This window comes from Streptomyces sp. NPDC058955 (assembly GCF_042741435.1).
Classification (GTDB): domain Bacteria; phylum Actinomycetota; class Actinomycetes; order Streptomycetales; family Streptomycetaceae; genus Streptomyces.
On sequence record NZ_JBHYKM010000030.1, the window covers coordinates 36,296 to 52,426 of the forward strand.

General features: G+C 74.8%; 12 protein-coding genes. 1 reads left to right on the top strand and 11 read right to left on the bottom strand.

Translation table 11 applies throughout. The features are described from left to right. Positions 1 to 129: 129 nt before the first annotated feature. The 4 genes from ACFW1I_RS14705 to ACFW1I_RS14720 form a co-directional block, all read right to left on the bottom strand. Positions 130 to 489, bottom strand: a complete 360-nt coding sequence (locus ACFW1I_RS14705) for a hypothetical protein (protein WP_384669778.1) — start codon at positions 487 to 489, stop codon at positions 130 to 132. After that, a complete protein-coding gene (locus ACFW1I_RS14710; protein WP_031013886.1) occupies positions 486 to 854 on the bottom strand; it encodes a WhiB family transcriptional regulator in 369 nt (122 codons plus the stop codon). The genes ACFW1I_RS14705 and ACFW1I_RS14710 overlap by 4 nt, the downstream gene beginning before the upstream one ends. A 169-nt stretch (positions 855 to 1,023) precedes the next feature. Then, the gene (locus ACFW1I_RS14715) at positions 1,024 to 1,341 is read right to left on the bottom strand and encodes a hypothetical protein (protein ID WP_384669780.1); all 318 of its coding nucleotides are present in this window, start codon (positions 1,339 to 1,341) and stop codon (positions 1,024 to 1,026) included. Positions 1,342 to 1,513: 172 nt separating this feature from the next. Next, positions 1,514 to 3,721 (bottom strand): ATP-dependent DNA helicase UvrD2, encoded by a 2,208-nt coding sequence (locus tag ACFW1I_RS14720; RefSeq protein ID WP_384669782.1) that lies wholly within the window; start codon positions 3,719 to 3,721, stop codon positions 1,514 to 1,516. Between the two features lie 196 nt (positions 3,722 to 3,917). On the opposite strand from ACFW1I_RS14720, the gene ACFW1I_RS14725 reads away from it, so the two are divergent. Beyond that, entirely contained in the window at positions 3,918 to 4,172 is a 255-nt protein-coding gene (locus ACFW1I_RS14725) for a mycoredoxin (protein ID WP_037881113.1), read from the top strand. Positions 4,173 to 4,263: 91 nt separating this feature from the next. Here the strand turns inward: ACFW1I_RS14725 and nudC are convergent, their stop codons facing one another. The 7 genes from nudC to ACFW1I_RS14760 all read right to left on the bottom strand — a co-directional run bounded on the left by nudC (position 4,264) and on the right by ACFW1I_RS14760 (position 16,112). Continuing rightward, positions 4,264 to 5,211 (bottom strand): NAD(+) diphosphatase, encoded by a 948-nt coding sequence (nudC, locus tag ACFW1I_RS14730; protein ID WP_384669785.1) that lies wholly within the window; start codon positions 5,209 to 5,211, stop codon positions 4,264 to 4,266. Positions 5,212 to 5,267: 56 nt separating this feature from the next. Next, entirely contained in the window at positions 5,268 to 6,686 is a 1,419-nt protein-coding gene (locus ACFW1I_RS14735; RefSeq protein ID WP_384669787.1) for a dipeptidase, read from the bottom strand. Positions 6,687 to 6,696: 10 nt separating this feature from the next. Next, positions 6,697 to 10,056, bottom strand: coding sequence for an ATP-dependent helicase (locus ACFW1I_RS14740; RefSeq protein WP_384669789.1), 3,360 nt, complete (start codon positions 10,054 to 10,056; stop codon positions 6,697 to 6,699). A 155-nt stretch (positions 10,057 to 10,211) separates the two neighbouring features. Beyond that, positions 10,212 to 11,030: a hypothetical protein gene (locus ACFW1I_RS14745; RefSeq protein ID WP_384669790.1), complete on the bottom strand. Its 819-nt coding sequence runs from the start codon at positions 11,028 to 11,030 to the stop codon at positions 10,212 to 10,214. A 76-nt stretch (positions 11,031 to 11,106) separates the two neighbouring features. Continuing rightward, complete coding sequence (locus ACFW1I_RS14750; RefSeq protein WP_384669792.1) at positions 11,107 to 11,874, bottom strand: hypothetical protein; 768 nt, start codon at positions 11,872 to 11,874, stop codon at positions 11,107 to 11,109. A 168-nt stretch (positions 11,875 to 12,042) separates the two neighbouring features. Beyond that, positions 12,043 to 15,387, bottom strand: coding sequence for an ATP-dependent helicase (locus ACFW1I_RS14755; RefSeq protein ID WP_384669794.1), 3,345 nt, complete (start codon positions 15,385 to 15,387; stop codon positions 12,043 to 12,045). A 332-nt stretch (positions 15,388 to 15,719) separates the two neighbouring features. Further along, on the bottom strand, positions 15,720 to 16,112 hold the full coding sequence (locus ACFW1I_RS14760; RefSeq protein WP_384669796.1) for an MGMT family protein: 393 nt from the start codon (positions 16,110 to 16,112) through the stop codon (positions 15,720 to 15,722). Positions 16,113 to 16,131 lie beyond the last annotated feature (19 nt).

Sequence of the window (16,131 nt, forward strand, 5' to 3'; positions counted from 1 at the left end):
GGCCCCCGGGGGGGCGGGGGTCGTCTCCCCAGACGTCCCGAGCCGGGGGGGGGGGGGCGGGGGGGGGCCCCCCCGGGGGGGGGGGGGGGCGCGGGCCCCCCCCCCCCGCGGGGACGCCTGGTGGGGCGCTCAGTGCATGACGGCCATGGCCAGCGCGCGGCGGGCGCGCAGCGAGACGCGCTCGGCGCGGCGCTGCATACGCCGGGCGGCGATCAGGCGCACGGCCTGACGTTCCGCCTCGGCCTCACGCTGTCGCTCGTGCATATGGGCACGGGCCAGGGCTTCTGGGATGAGTTGCATGTCTCGGGTCCTGTTCTGACGCAGCGCGGGGGCGCCGGCGGGGGAGAAGTCGGGGGTAGCGGAGCGGATGGGCTCGGTGGCGGGCGTGGTCATCGGGGCCTGCTTCTGGGGATCGTGCGTGAGGGGATGGTCGATCGTTCCGGTTCGCCTGGGGGCCTTGTGGGGTGCCTCCCAGGTGACGGCGGTCATGCCGCGACCGGGTTCTTGCGCGGGCGGCCACGGGGCCGCTTGCGGGCGACGACCACGCCCTGGACGAAGAGCTCGCCGCCCCAGACACCCCAGGGCTCGCGGCGCTCCTTGGCGCCGGCGAGACAGGCCGCGACCAGCGGGCAGGTCTTGCAGAGGGACTTGGCGTACTCGACGTCGGCCGGGGACTCGGCGAAGAAGACCTCCGGGTCGTAGGCCCGGCAGGGGACCGGGACGCCGAGGTTCTCGATGGCGTCGTCGAGCGCGGTGAGCGATGTCAGGGGGGTCAAGGCGTGGTCCTCCGTGAGGCCGGACGGGGGGATCGTTTCGGAAGGCGGTACGGACGGGGCGTGCGCTTCGAGTTGCACGGGTGTCTTTCCTCGTCTGGTCGTTCCGGCCGGTGGGCCGGGTCTTCGGCTGGTACCGGGTTTCTTGTCCCGAGGCCCCTTCGTTCCGCCGTCCCCGTTCGGGGACAAACAGAAGGGCCGCGGATCCCGGGTGGGGTTCCGCGGCCCTGAAGGCGCCGGCCTGATCAGGTCAGGCTGGATCACTCCAGGGTTCGAGCCCACGGAAGGCCCACATCGTGTGGTGCTGCGTCGTCTGCTGCTTGCCGGCACCGGCTGCCGCGAAGCCATAGGCCGTGAATCCGGCCTTGCCCTCTTCAGCCACCCGTGCCTTGGTCGGTCGCTCGGTGCGCTCGATGACGGCCATGCCGCGACCGGACAGACCGGTGACGGGCAGACCGCTGCCAAGGAGCTCAACGGCGGAGAGGCCGAGCGAGCAGGCGGAGACGACCGAGCGATCGGTCATTTTGGCGGTGCTGACGACGGTGTTGCTGTTGATGTTGCTGATCACTGGAATCGCCTCCTCTCGGCGTCTCGGAGAGCTCGGGTGCGAGCCGGGCTCTCGATGTTCATTTGGACAAGTACAGCACGAGACAGGGCTTCTTAAGAAGCCGCTGTTGCGTGGTTAAGAACCTATGGGGCTTGACGGGGCGGGCGCAAACTATTTTTCCCACGAGTTTCGATCAGTCTTCGTCCGCGCCCCTTACACCCTCTTCACCTGGCTCTTCGCCCGCGCAGATGGCGAGAACGTCGGCTCCGAAGCGGTTCAGCTTGCGGGTGCCGACGCCGGCGATCACCACGAGTTCGCCGCCGGAGGCGGGGACCCGCTCGGCGATCGCCATGAGCGTCTTGTCGGTGAAGACGCAATAGGCCGGCTGGCCGAGCTCCCGGGCCCGGTCGGCGCGCCAGTCGCGCAGCCGCTCGTACAGGCCCTCGTCCATGTCGGAGGGGCAGTCCTCGCAGCGGAGCAGCTTCATCGCGCCGGCCTCGGTGAGGGTGGCGCCGCAGACCCGGCAGCGGACCGGGCCGCGCGCGCGGCGGCGGACCGGCTCGGCGGACGGGCCCTGGCCGCCGCCCCGCTCGACGCCGCCGCCGGTGGCGCCGTGGCCGGCGGCCCGGCTGCCGGAGCCGGGGCGCAGGCCCTTGAGGAAGCGGCTGGGGACGCGGCCGGGGCGGCCGCCCGGGGAGCGGGAGAGCGCCCAGGAGAGGGTGAGGTGGACGCGGGCGCGGGTGACGCCCACGTAGAGGAGCCGGCGCTCCTCCTCGATCTGCTCGTCCGTCTTGGCGTAGGTGATCGGCATCATGCCGTCGGTGAGGCCGACCAGGAAGACGGCGTCCCACTCCAGGCCCTTGGCGGCGTGCAGGGAGGCGAGGGTGACGCCCTGGACGGTGGGGGCGTGCTGGGCGGCGGCCCGCTCGTCCAGCTCGGCGATGAGGTCGGCGAGGGTGGCGCCGGGGCGGGCGGCGGCGAAGTCGTCGGCGAGCCGGGCGAGCGCGGCGAGCGACTCCCAGCGGTCCCGGACGGCGCCGGAGCCGGCCGGCGGCCGGCTGCTCCAGCCGTGGCCGGAAAGCACCGCCCGCGTCTGGGCCGGCAGGTCCTCGGCCCCGTCGAGGAGCGAGTCGTTCGCGCCGAAGCGGGCCGCGCCGCGCAGGGCGGCGATCGCCTCCCGTACCTCCTGGCGCTCGAAGTAGCGCTCGGCGCCGCGCAGCTGGTAGGGGACGCCGGCGTCGGCGAGGGCCTGCTCGTAGACCTCCGACTGGGCGTTGATCCGGTAGAGGACGGCGATCTCGCCGGCCGGGACGCCGGCGGCGATCAGGTCGCGGACCCGGCGGGCGGTGCCCTCGGCCTCGGCGGGCTCGTCGCCGTACTCGGTGTAGACCGGCTCGGGGCCGCGCTCGCGCTGCGAGACCAGCTCCAGGCGGTGGTCGGCGGCCCGGCCGCCGGCCTGGTCGAGCAGGCCGTTGGCGAGGTGGACCACCTGGGGGGTGGAGCGGTAGTCGCGGACCAGCTTGACCACGGTCGCGTGCGGGTGCCGGGTGCGGAAGTCCAGCAGGTGGTCGGGGGTGGCGCCGGTGAAGGAGTAGATGGTCTGGCTGGCGTCGCCGACCACGCAGAGGCTGTCCCGCTCCCCCAGCCACTCCTCCAGCAGGCGCTGCTGGAGCGGGGAGACGTCCTGGTACTCGTCGACGACGAAGTGCTGGTACTGGCGGCGGATCTGCTCGGCGATGTCGGGCCGGTCCTGGAGGATGCCGACGGTGAGCAGCAGCACGTCCTCGAAGTCGATCACCGAGCGCTCGCCCTTGAGCTGCTCGTACATCGCGTAGAGCTGGCCGATCTCGGCCGGGTCCCGGGGGGCGTCCCGGCGGGCGCGGGCGACCGCCGCCGGATAGTCGGCGGGCACCGTCTGGGTGACCTTGGCCCATTCGATCTCCGAGGTGACGTCCCGCAGCTCGTTCCGGTCGAGCCGGACCCGGCAGCGGGCCGCCGCCTCGGCGACCAGCTGGACCTTGCGCTCCACGAGCCGGGGCAGCGGGCCACCGATCGCTTTCGGCCAGAAGAACTGGAGCTGCCGGAGGGCCGCCGAGTGGAAGGTGCGGGCCTGCACCCCGCCCGCGCCGAGCTGGCGGAGCCGGCCGCGCATCTCGCCCGCGGCGCGGTTGGTGAAGGTGACGGCGAGCACGCTCGCGGGCGGCAGCACGCCGGTCCGCACCCCGTAGGCGATCCGGTGGGTGATCGCCCGGGTCTTGCCCGTGCCGGCGCCCGCGAGGACGCAGACCGGGCCGCGCAGGGCCAGGGCGACCTCGCGCTGCTCCGGGTCGAGCCCGTCGAGCACCGCGTCGGCCGTCTCCGGGACCGCCGGGAAGAGGGGGGAGTGCGTTGCTGCTGTCACTCCGCCATGCTGCCAGGTCGGGTGGGGTCGGTGCGGCGCGTCGTCCACAGGCCGGGGGTCGCGGTCGTACCGTCTCATGATCGTCCCGGTCCGGGGCGGAGAGCGGCGCAGCTCACCCGGCGTGCGGGAATGGGCGGCCGGGTGGCGTACGTTCTCCCTTCGGCACGACCCCCGACCCGATGAGGAGCGCCTGGCCATGCAGGGCACTGTGACGATGTACAGCACCGAGTGGTGCGGCTACTGCCGCCGGCTGAAGAGCCAGATGGACCGCGAGGGCATCGCGTACGACGAGATCAACATCGAGCAGGACCCCGCGTCGGCCGCCTTCGTGGAGCAGGCCAACGGCGGCAACCAGACCGTCCCGACGGTCCTCGTGGTCTCCCCCGCCGGCACCGAGTCGGTCATGACCAACCCGAGCCTGGCCCAGGTCAAGCAGGCCCTCGCCGTCTGAGGCCCGCGCGTCCGTCCGGGTACGGAAAGGCCCCCGCTCCTCCGGAACGGGGGCCTTCGCGTGTCCCGGGCGGGCCCTGTCGGACGGGGTTCTAGACGACGTCGCCGGGCTTCGGCAGCGGCTTGCCGTACCAGAGCTCGATCAGGCGGGAGGCGATCGAGATGCCGTACGGCGGCAGGATCTCGCCGGAGGCGAAGCCGGCCTCCAGGTCGTCCCGGGAGAACCAGCGGGCCTCGTGGATCTCCTCGCCGTCCACCTCGATCTCCGGGGAGGTGGCCCGCGCGAAGAAGCCGAGCATCAGGCTGGACGGGAACGGCCACGGCTGGCTGGCCACGTACGAGACCTCGCCGACGGTGACGCCGGCCTCCTCGAAGACCTCCCGGACCACCGCCTGCTCGATGGACTCGCCGGGCTCGACGAACCCGGCCAGCGTCGAGAAGCGGCCCTCCGGCCAGTGCACCTGGCGGCCGAGCAGCGCCCGGTCCTGGTCGTCGGTGACCAGCATGATCACCGCCGGGTCGGTGCGCGGGTAGTGCTCGGCGCCGCAGACCGGACAGCGGCGGATGTGCCCGGCGGCGGCGATCACCGTGCGCTCGCCGCAGCGGGAGCAGAAGCGGTGGAGGCGCTGCCAGTTCTCCAGGGCGACCGCGTGGGTCATCAGGCCCGCGTCGCGGGGCGACAGCAGGAGGCCGGCCTCCCGCAGGCCCGCCGGGCGCGCCGACTGGTCCATGCGGCCGGGCAGCGAGTCCTTCTGGAGCGCGAAGTAGGAGACCCCGTCGGGGTCGGTGCCGAGGAAGTAGCGGTGGGTCTCGGTCATCGGCGCCTCGAACGCCGGGGTCATGACGAGCTCGGTGGTGCCGTCGGGGCGGTCGTCGATCAGCACCTGGCCGCCCGAGACCACGAAGACGCGGGTGCTCGGGTGGCTCCAGGCGGCCGCGAGCCACGCCTCGTCGAGGCGGTGGTGGGCGGCGCGGTCGATCCCGCTCGGGGCGGTGAGCGAGATCGGACGGTCCGCGAACGCGTTGTTCAGGGTGCTCACAGGTGCTTCCAACTCCCCCGGATCGGTGACAGTGATTGCGGCGTTCGGCCCGGCGCTCAGCGCTCGCCTGCCCGCAGGGCGGCCGGCAGGTCGCCCCACAGGTAGGCGGTCGTCTCGACGCCCTTCATGAGGAGGTCGAGCTCGACCTTCTCGTTCGGCGCGTGCCAGCCGTCGGACGGGACCGAGATGCCCAGGAAGAGCACGGGCGCGTCCAGGACGTCCTGGAGGTCGGCGGCCGGTCCCGAGCCGCCCTCGCGCGTGTAGCGGACGGTGGCGCCGTCGAAGGCCCGGCTCATCGCCCCGGCCACCGCCGTCAGGGCCGGGTGGCCGAGCGGGGTGAGGCAGGGGCGGGTCGGGGCGCCGAAGACGATCTCGTACCGGACGCCGGCCGGGACGAGCCCGGCCAGCCACTCCCGCACCAGCGTCTCGATCCGGTACGGGTCCTGGCCGGCGACGAGCCGGAAGGACAGCTTGAGGTGGGCGGAGGCGGGGACGATCGTCTTGCCGCCGGGGCCCTGGTAGCCGCCGCCGATGCCGTTGACCTCGGCGGTCGGGCGGGCCCAGACGCGCTCCAGGGTCGAGTGGCCGGCCTCGCCGAGGGTGCCGTGGGACTTGGCGGTGCGCAGCCAGGCCGCCTCGTCGAAGGGCAGCTCGGCGACGAGCCGCCGCTCGGCCTCGGTGAGTTCGCTCACGCCGTCGTAGAAGCCGGGGATCGCGACCCGCTCGTCGGCGTCGTGCAGGGCGGCGACGATCCGGCCGGCGACGGTGGCCGGGTTGGGCACGGCGCCGCCGAAGGAGCCGGAGTGGATGTCCTGGTCGGGGCCGTACAGGTCGATCTCGCAGTCGGCGACCCCGCGCATGCCGGTGCAGACGGTGGGGGTGGTCTCGGACCACATGCCGGTGTCGGAGACGATCACCGCGTCGGCGGCGAGCCGGTCCGCGTGGGCCTCGACGAGCGCGCGGAAGTGCGGCGAGCCGGACTCCTCCTCGCCCTCCACGAGCAGCTTCAGGTGGACGGCGGGCGCCGTGCGGCCGGTGGCGGCGAGGTGGGCGCGGACCCCGAGGGTGTGGAAGAACACCTGGCCCTTGTCGTCGGCCGCCCCGCGCGCGTACATCCGCCCGTCGACGACGGTCGGCTCGAAGGGGTCGGTGTGCCAGCCGTCCTCGCGGGCCGCCGGCTGCACGTCGTGGTGGCCGTAGACCAGCACCGTCGGCGCGTCCGGGTCGTCGGACGGCCAGTCGGCGAAGACCGCCGGGGCGCCTTCGGTCTCCCAGACCTCGACCGTGGTGAACCCGGTGTCCTTCAGGGCGCCGGCGAGCCAGTCGGCGCTGCGCCGCACGTCCCCGGCCCGCTCGGGCTGCGCCGACACGGACGGGATCCGCAGCCAGTCGGCGAGGTCGCCGAGGAAGGCGGCGCGGTGCCGCTCGATGTAGGCGCGTACGGGCTGGACGACGCTGTCCGGGGTCTCGCTCATGCTCACGAGCCTATCCGGCGCCGGGGGGTGCCCCGCCCAGCAGGATGGCCTCCAGCTCCGCCCGGCCGGGCAGCCGGGCCGGACGGGCCACCTCGCCGGTGCGCACGTAGACGAAGGCGGCGGCCACCTCCTCGGGGTCGAGGCCGTGCTGCTCGGCCCAGGCGAGCCGGTACAGCGCGAGCTGGAGGGGGTCGGCGGTGCGGTGGTGGCTGGTCTTCCAGTCGACGATCTCGTACGCGCCCGAGTCCGGGTCCCGGTAGACGGCGTCGATCCGGCCGCGGACCACCCGGCCCGCGAGGGTGAGGTGGACGGGGACCTCCACGCGGTACGGGGTGCGGTGGGCGTACGGGGTGCGGGCGAACGCCTCCTTGAGGGCCTCCAGGTCGCGCTCGTCGACGATCTCCGGCTCGCCCGCGAAGTCCTCGCCGCCGGGGAGCTCGTCCGGGCCGAGGAACGGCAGCGGGAGCTCGTCGAAGCGGGACTCCACCCACGCGTGGAAGCGGGTGCCGCGGCGGGCCGCGGGCTGCGGCGGCTTCGGCATCGGGCGGGCCAGCTCCCGCGCGAAGCCGTCCGGGTCCTCGGCGAGGCGTATGACCTGGGAGGCGGAGAGGTAGGCGGGGAGGAGGACGTCCCGGGTCGTGGCGCGGGAGCGGTGCAGCTCGGCGGTGAGAGCGGCGAGGTCCCTGTCCCAGGAGGCGATGGTCCGGTGCTCCTCCGGAGTGAGCCCGGCCTCCCGGGGGTGCGGGACCGTGCCGGGGGCCTCCGCCGGGTCGTCCGGGAGCCAGAGGTCCCCGGGGTGCGGGTCCTGGGGGTCGGGCCCCGTGCCGGGGAGGTCGGGCCCCGTGCCGGGGGCGTGGGGCGCGCCCTCCCCCGGGCGGGGTACGTGTGCCCACAGCTTGGTCCGGACGGCGTCCGCCGCCTGCCTGCGCCGGGCCAGGGCCTCCTCGTCCAGGGGCAGCGGCCAGGGGAGGTCGGCGGTCGCCTCGGCCAGCAGGGGGTTCTCGGTGTCCTTCTCCGGGGCCGTCGCCCATGCCTCGATGTCGCCGTGGCCCCGCTCGCAGTGGGCGTACAGGGCCTGCATGAAGTCCGAGGGGCCCCTCGGCTTCTTCTGGGTGGGGCCCCACCAGTGGGCGGAGGCCAGGAGGAGGGTGCGGGGGCGGGTGAAGGTGACGTAGCCGAGGCGGAGTTCCTCGGTGTGCTGGTGGTCCGTCATCGCGGCCTTGAAGGACTTCATCGCGGCGGCGGTCCAGGCGTCGAGGTCCGGGAGGGTGGCCGCGTCGCCGCGCAGGGCGTGCGGGAGGACCTGGGGCTGGGATGTCCAGGACTCGCGCGCGCGGGCGGACGGGAACTGGCCGGCGACCAGGCCGGGGACGGCGACGACGTCCCACTCCAGGCCCTTCGACTTGTGCGCGGTGAGCACCTTGACGGTGTTCTCGCCGCCCGGGAGGGCGTTGTCGAGGCCCTTCTCGAACTGGACGGCGGTGCGCAGGAAGCCGAGGAAGGCGAGGAGGCTGGCCTCGCCGTCGAGGGAGGCGAAGCCGGCGGCGACGTCCAGGAAGTTGCCGAGGGTCTCGCGGCGGCGGGCGGCGAGGGCGTGCGGGGACGCCGACAGTTCGACCTCCAGGCCGGTGACGGTCAGGACCCGGTGGAGGACGTCCATGAGGGGGTCGGCGAGGGAGGCGCGCAGCGAGCGGAGCTCGGCGGCGAGGCGGGCGAAGCGGACCCGGGCCTCGGCGGAGAAGGGCAGGCCGTCGTCGGGGTGGCCGGCGGAGTCGAGGAAGGTGTCGAGCGCGTCGGCGAGGGAGATCACCTCGGCGGGGTCGACGCCCTCGACGGCGGCGGCGAGCCGCTGCCCTGGGTCGGTGTCGGCGGCGCCCCGGTGGACGAGGAGGCGGGCGCGGCGGCCGAGGAGGGCGAGGTCGCGGGGGCCGATGCGCCAGCGCGGGCCGGTGAGGAGCCGGACCAGGTCGGCGTTGGCCCCGGGGTCCTGGAGGACTTCGCAGACGGCGACGAGGTCGGCGACCTCGGGGAGGTGGAGCAGTCCGGAGAGGCCGACGACCTCGACGGGGACGCCGCGGGCGACGAGGGCGGCCTGGATGGCCGGGAAGTCGCCGGCGGTGCGGCACAGGACGGCCATGGAGCCGGGCTCGCGGCCGGTGCGGACGAGGTGGGCGAGGGAGTCGGCGAGCCAGTCGATCTCCTCGGTGTGGGTGGGCAGGAGGGCGATCCGGACGGTGCCGTCGGCCTCGGCGCCCGGCGCGGGGCGCAGCGCCTCCACGCCCGCGTGCATCGCGCGCAGCGGGGTGGCGAGGCCGTTGGCGAGGTCGAGGAGGCGGCCGCCGCTGCGCCGGTTCTCGGAGAGGGAGTGGCGGCTCGCGGGGGTGCCGTCGGTGTGCGGGAAGTGGGCGGGGAAGTCGTCGAGGTTGGCGACGGAGGCGCCGCGCCAGCCGTAGATGGCCTGGCAGGGATCGCCGACGGCGGTGACGGGATGGCCGGTGCCCTGGCCGAAGAGGCCGGAGAGGAGGAGCCGCTGGGCGACGGAGGTGTCCTGGTACTCGTCGAGGAGGACGACCCGGAACTCGTCGCGGAGGATCGTGCCGACCTCGGGGCGGGTGGTGGCGAGCCGCGCGGAGAGGGCGATCTGGTCGCCGAAGTCGAGGAGGTCGCGGGAGCGCTTGGCGGCGCGGTAGCGGGTGACGAGTCCGGTGAGCTCGCGGCGGGCGGTGGCCGTCTCGGGGAGCTTGCGCAGGTCGTCGTTGGTGAGCTTGGCGTCGGCGAGGGCGGTGAGCAGCTCGGCGTCGTACGCGAGGAGGTCGGCGGGGTCGACGAGGTGCTCGGCGAGTTCGGCGTCGAGCGCGAGCAGGTTCTCGACGAGGGTCGGGAAGGACTTGGTGAGCGCCGGGTACGGGCCGGGGGCCTCGCGGAGCACGCGCGCGGCGAGCTGGAAGCGGGTGGCGTCGGCGAGGAGCCGGGAGGTCGGTTCGAGGCCGATGCGCAGGCCGTGGTCGGTGAGGAGCTGCCCGGCGAAGGCGTGGTACGTGGAGATGCGGGGCTCGCCCGGCGGGTTCTCCGGGTCGACCGGGTCGGGGTCGGTGACGCCGGCCCGGACGAGGGCGGTGCGGACGCGCTCGGCGAGTTCGCCGGCGGCCTTGTTGGTGAAGGTGAGGCCGAGGACCTGTTCGGGGGCGACCTGTCCGGTGCCGACCAGCCACACGACCCGGGCCGCCATCACCGTGGTCTTGCCGGAGCCGGCTCCGGCCACGATGACCTGGGGGGCGGGCGGCGCGGTGATGCAGGCCGTCTGCTCCGGGGTGAAGGGGATGCCGAGGAGCTCCTTGAGCTGCTCGGGGTCGGTGAGGTGCGCGGTCACCCTGAAGAGGCTAACGGGGCGGTCGGACATTCCCGTCCCGCACCCTTTTCACCTGCGGTTTCCCGACGGGCGCGGTCTCCCGACGGGCGCGGTCTCCCGCGCCGAGGTCCGGCGGGAGGCCGGGCGAGGAGTCCGGCGGGAGGCCGGGCGGTGGCTCAGGCGGGGGTGCCGGGGTCGAGGCGGGAGAGGTCGACGGTCTCGTCGGCGGGCGGGGCGGTGACCTTCACCGGGCGGTCGAAGTCGGAGAGGGTCATCCTGCCGGGTTCGTCGCCGCCGGTCCTGACGACCTCGCGGATGTACGGCTTGCCCTCCTGCGCGACGGAGACGGTGGTGGTCTCGTCGCCGTCCTTCTTGACGAGGGTCGCCACGGGGGTGCCGTCGACCTCCCGGTCGGGGCCGCGGGTGAGGCCACGGCGGTCCTCCGCGTCCCGGCCGAGGCCGTCGAGGAGGGAGTCGAGGTCGCAGACCTCGCTGAGGTCGCCGCTGCCGGCCTGGCCGGGGGCGATCTTGAGCCAGCGGCCCTTGACGAGTTCGATGATCGGCGCGATCTGGTTCTCGGGCACGCCCTGGGAGGTCATCGAGATCCGCCAGAACTCCTCGTCGCCCTTCATGTAGGTGACGTCGTCGAGCCTGCGGAGTTCGGCGGAGCCGTCGTCGACGCCGATCCGGCCCTGGCAGGAGCCCTGGTCGTCGACGGAGAAGTCGACGTCGAGGTGCTGTCCCTCGGCGACGACCTCGCCGGTCATGCGCAGCGAGTCGGCGGAGCGGGTGGCGGCGACGGCCCGGTCGGCGATCCGGGCGGGGGCGAGTCCCTCGAAGGGGTCCGGCGACGGGGACGGGGCCGCGGCGGCCGGTGCGGATCCGGGCGACGCCGTCGCCGCCCAGGCCGCCGCCGGGGCGGGGCCCGCGACGGCGACGGCCGCGCAGAGGACGGCCGCGGCGCGGAGCTTCCGGTGGCTGGACTGGGACCTCATACGAGCCTCCTCGCCCCCCGGACCCTTTCACCAGGGTCGCCCCACGCGCGCGTGGCCGCTACTCAGCGCGCAGGGGTCAGCTGCCGGCGCCGGCCGTCATCAGCTGCTCCATGTCGACGACCTGGTCGGCCGGCGGGGCGGAGACGGTGACCGGCTTGTTGTAGTCGGCGAAGGTGACGGTGCCCGGCTCGTCGCCACCGGTGGTGACGACGCGGAGGATGTAGGGCTTGGCGGAGTCCATGGCCACGTAGAACGTGTCGGTCTCGCCCTTCGAGTCGGCCTTGCCCTTGAGGACGACGGCCGGGGTGCCGTCGACGTCGGCGTCGGCCTCACGGGTCATGCCCTTGCGGGGGGTGTCCTCGTCCATGTCCTTGACGATGGTCTTGAGGTCGCAGAAGGCACCGGGGCCCTCCTCGCCGGCCGGCATCTTCATCCAGCGGCCGTTGAGCAGGGTGGAGATGGCGCCGGCCTCCTCGTCGGAGGAGCCCTCCTCGCCGCTGGAGGACTTCCAGAAGGCGTCGTCGCCCTTCATGTAGCTGGTGCCGCCGGTGCCGACGATCTCGGCCTTGCCGCCCTTGCCGCTCTCCATGGAGCCCTTGCAGTTGCCCTTGTCGTCGACGGCGAAGTCGACCTTCATCTCCGCGCCGTCGTCCGTGCCGCTGCCGCTCATGCGGAAGGCGGTGGCGGACTTGGTGGCCTCGACGGCCTTGTCGGCGATCGCGTCGGCGGAGAGGCCCGCGAAGGGGTCGGCGGGCTTGTCGTCGCCCTTGCCACAGCCCGAGACGCCGGCGACGACGGCCAGGCAGATCGTCGCGGTGGCCCAGAGCTTCCGGTTGGCCCTCATGCGCGTACTCCTCAGCGTGTTCGATCCGCTTCGACGTGTTCGAAAGCGAATATTCACAGGTTTCCTTCACGCGGACCTTATGCGGTGCCGCCCAAGCAGTGACGACCCGGGGTGGACAAAGGATGCGCAACCGGGAACGTGACTCGCGTCACTCTCTCCCCTGACGACTCAGTCGACGACCTGTCGGCCCTCGGGCCGGGCGCTGCACGCGGCGCGGAACGAGCAGGTCGCGCAGTGTCCGCCGGTCGTCGGGGTGAAGCGCTCGTCGAGGACCCGGCCGGCGGCGGTGGCGAGCAGGTCGCCGATCCACTCGCCCTCCGGCGGCTGCTGGGCCTGCACCTTGGGCAGCGCGTCGCCGCCCTCCTTCTTGGGCGCGGCCTGGCGGAGCTGGACGAGTTCGGCGCCGCCGGGTTCGGGGCGGCGCCCGCCGAAGACCTCGTCGAGGGCCCCCTCGCGGACGGCGAGCTGGTAGACGGCGAGCTGCGGGTGGTGGGCGACCTCGTCCCGGGTGGGGGCGGCCTTGCCGGTCTTGAAGTCGACGACGTACGCGCGGCCCTCCTCGTCGGTCTCGACCCGGTCCATGGAGCCGCGGATGCGGACCTGGTACTCCCCCGCCTCCAGGGTGACGTCGAAGCCGTGCTCTGAGGCGGCCGGGGTGCGGCCGCCGCGGTCCATGACGTGCCAGCTCAGGAAGCGTTCCAGGGCCACGCGCGCGTGCCCCTTCTCCTGCTCGGACTTCCAGGGGGCGTCGAAGGCGAGCGCGTCCCACACGGTGTCGAGGCGGGCCATCAGGACGTCGAGGTCGGCGGGGGTGCGGCCGGAGGCGACCTCGTCGGCGAGGACGTGGACGACGTTGCCGAAGCCCTGCGCGGCGGAGGCCGGTTCGGCGGCCTTGACCTCGCGGCCCAGGAACCACTGGAGCGAGCAGGTGGCGGCCAGGTTCTCCAGGGCGCTCGGGGAGAGCGCCACGGGCCGGTCCCGGTCGCGGAGCGGCACGGCGGAGCGGGTGGGCTCGTGCAGCCCCCACCAGCGGTCCGGGTGGGCGGCCGGGACCATCGGTTGCCCGTCCTCGTCGGTGAGGGCGGCCAGTTCGGCGAGGCGGCGGGCGGCGGCGTCCCGGAGCGCGGGCGAGGCGTCCGGGTCGACGGTGGTGGAGCGCAGCTCGGCGACGAGCGCGGAGACGGCGAGCGGGCGGCGGGGCCGGCCCGGCACCTCCTTCGGTTCGGTGCCGAGCTCGGCGAGGAAGCGGGAGGGCTGGTCGCCGTCCTCGGCGGGGGCCTTCACGGCGGTGACGACGAGCCGGTCGCGGGCGCGGGTGGCGGCCACGTAGAAGAGGCGGCGCTCCTCGGCGAGGAGGGCGCCGGGGGTGAGGGGTTCGGCGAGGCCGTCGCGGCCGATGCGGTCGGCTTCGAGGAGGGAGCCGCGGCGGCGCAGGTCGGGCCACAGGCCCTCCTGGACGCCGGCGACGACGACGAGGCTCCACTCCAGGCCCTTGGAGCGGTGGGCGGTCATCAGCCGGACGGCGTCCGGGCGGGTGTGCCGGCGGGTGAGGGTGTCGGCGGCGATGTCCTGGGCGTCGAGCTCTTCGAGGAAGTTGAGCACGCCGCGGCCGCCGAGCCGTTCCTCGGCGCGGGCGGCGGTCTCGAAGAGGGCGCAGACGGCGTCGAGGTCCCGGTCGGCGTTGCGGCCGGCGGGGCCGCCGCGGAGGGCGGCGCGCTCCAGGCGGCCGGGCCAGGGCGTGCCGTTCCACAGCACCCACAGGGCCTCCTCGGCGGTGCCGGCGGCGGCGAGCAGCGCGCGGGCCTCCTGGAGGAGCCGGCCGAGGCGGAGGGCGCCGCGGGCGTACGCCGGGTCGTGCGCGGCGAGGCGCTCGGGCTCGGCGAGGGCGTGGGCGAGCAGCACGTCGGAGGGCGGCGGGACCTTGTCGCCCGCGGCGCGGGCCTCGTCGCGCAGGGCGCGGCCGAGGCGGCGGAGGTCGGCGGGGTCGATGCCGGCCAGCGGCGAGGCCAGCAGCTCCAGGGCGGTCCGGACGTCCAGCCAGGTCCCGGACGTGTCCGACGCGGGCCCGGCGGACGCGTCCGGCTCGGGCTCGGCGGGCGCGGGCTCGGACGCCGGTGCGGGGCCGTTGCCGGTCGCCTGGGCGACCGCCCTCAGGGCCAGCAGCAGGGGCGCGACGGCCGGTTCGTGGCGGAGGGGGGTGTCGGCGGCGTCCGTCTCCACGGGGACACCGGCCGAGGTGAGGGCTCGCCGGAGGGCGGGGAGGACGGCGGCGGCCCGGGTGAGGACGGCCATGGCGTGCCAGGGGACGCCGTCCTCCAGGTGGGCGCGGCGCAGCAGGTCGGCGATGTTCTCGGCCTCGGCGGAGGCGGTGGGGTAGGTGTACGCCTCGGCCCGGCCTCCGTCCCGTACCGGCGACAGCTCGCGGTGGGCGCGGACCGCGGCGGCGGGCAGGCGGCTCATCGGCATCCGCTGGGTGAGCCGGCGGGTGGCCGCGAGGAGCTCGCCGCCGGCCCGGCGGGAGGTGCCGAGGACGCGGACGGGGGCGCCGCCGAAGGCCGCGGGGAAGTCGAGGATGCCGTTCACGTCGGCGCCGCGGAAGGCGTAGATCGACTGGTCGGGGTCGCCGAAGGCGACGACCGTGTTGCGGCCGCCGCCGGTGAGCGCGGTGAGGAGCCGGACCTGGGCGGGGTCGGTGTCCTGGTACTCGTCGACGTAGACGGCGTCGTACGCGGGGAGGGTGACGTCCTCGGCGAGCAGGACGGCCCGGTGCACCAGCTCGGTGTAGTCGAGGACGCCCTGGAGGTCGAGGACGTCGAGGTACTCGGCGAGGAAGCCGGCGGCGGCCTTCCAGTCGGGGCGGCCGACGCGTTCGGCGAAGCGGCGGAGCGCGTCGGGGCCGAGGCCCAGCTCGCGGGAGCGGGCGAGGACGGCGCGGACCTCGTCGGCGAAGCCGCGGGTGGTGAGGCAGGCGCGGAGTTCGTCGGGCCAGCGGACGCCGCCGAGGCCGGTCCGTTCGAGGTCGATCTGGCCGGCGAGGAGTTCGCGGACGGCGAGGTCCTGCTCGGGGCCGGAGAGCAGCCGGAGCGGTTCGGCGAAGAGCTCGGCGTCCTGGTGGGCCCGGATGAGGGCGTAGCAGTAGGAGTGGAAGGTGGTGGCCTGCGGCGGGCGGCGGCCGCCGAGCCGGGTGGCCATCCGGTCGCGGAGTTCGACGGCGGCCTTGCGGCTGAAGGTGAGGACGAGGATCCGCTCGGGGTCGGTGCCGCGTTCCATGCGGGCCGCGACGGCCTCGACCAGCGTGGTCGTCTTGCCGGTGCCGGGTCCGGCGAGGACCAGGAGCGGTCCCCCGTCGTGCTCAACCACCGCCCGCTGCGCTGCGTCCAGCTGAGGGGGATCCACCGGGGCCGGGGCCGTGCGCACCAGCCGGTACGCGCCGGGGGTCCGCGGCCGTCCCGCACCCGGGTACGGCTGTCCCTGGTGCGGCGGCGTTGGCCGGGTGGTGGAGGAGGAGCTCACGTGGTTGGCCGGTCCTGGTCGGTGGTGATGTGGTGCGGGCGGTGCCGGTGACGACGAGGGTGCGGGAAGGGGTACGGAGCCGGGCACGCGTACGCGCGCGTGCCGGGGCCCGTACATCTGTCCACACCCCTGCCCGATCCGCCGAATCCGTCGGATCGGTGGAAGCCGTCGGACCGGTCGCCGCGGGCGGCGTGCCCGTCGACGTTACGCGAAACCGGGCGGTCGCGGGCCCGGGTCTCCAGGACCGGACGGCCGGGGTCCCCGGCGCCACCAGGGCGGCACGCGCGGGTGTGAGATCCCGCACGCGCGCGTGGCGCCGTTCCCGGCGCGGGTCATTCCGCTTCGGTGCCGTCCCATCGGGCCCGGCGCATGTCGATCCTCGGGACGTGGTCCCCGGCGGCCGGGCCGCGCTCGCGCAGCGGGGTGCCCTCGTCGCGGTAGTGGCCGAGGGCCCGCAGCTCGTGCCCGGGGAGCAGGGCGCCGTCCGCCCGGACGACCCGCCACCACGGGGCGGAGCCGCCGTAGAGGGCCATCACGCGGCCCACCTGGCGGGGGCCGCCCTCGCCGAGCCATTCGGCGACGTCTCCGTAGGTCATCACCCGCCCCGGCGGGATCCGGTCGGCGACGTCGAGCACCGCCTCCGCGTACGGGGGCAGCTCGCCCGCCGGTCCGGAGCCGTCCGCTCCGCTCGCTCCGGTCTGTCCCACGGGTCCCTCCAGCCTCATCCGCCCCATCCTGCCTCAC

What these genes read in the sequence shown, in the direction of transcription:
- ACFW1I_RS14705 (WP_384669778.1), bottom strand. Translation starts at nt 489, where the DNA reads ATGACCGCCGTCACCTGGGAGGCACCCCACAAGGCCCCCAGGCGAACC.
- ACFW1I_RS14725 (WP_037881113.1), top strand. Translation starts at nt 3,918, where the DNA reads ATGCAGGGCACTGTGACGATGTACAGCACCGAGTGGTGCGGCTACTGC.
- ACFW1I_RS14735 (WP_384669787.1), bottom strand. Translation starts at nt 6,686, where the DNA reads ATGAGCGAGACCCCGGACAGCGTCGTCCAGCCCGTACGCGCCTACATC.
- ACFW1I_RS14745 (WP_384669790.1), bottom strand. Translation starts at nt 11,030, where the DNA reads ATGAGGTCCCAGTCCAGCCACCGGAAGCTCCGCGCCGCGGCCGTCCTC.
- ACFW1I_RS14750 (WP_384669792.1), bottom strand. Translation starts at nt 11,874, where the DNA reads ATGAGGGCCAACCGGAAGCTCTGGGCCACCGCGACGATCTGCCTGGCC.
- ACFW1I_RS14760 (WP_384669796.1), bottom strand. Translation starts at nt 16,112, where the DNA reads ATGAGGCTGGAGGGACCCGTGGGACAGACCGGAGCGAGCGGAGCGGAC.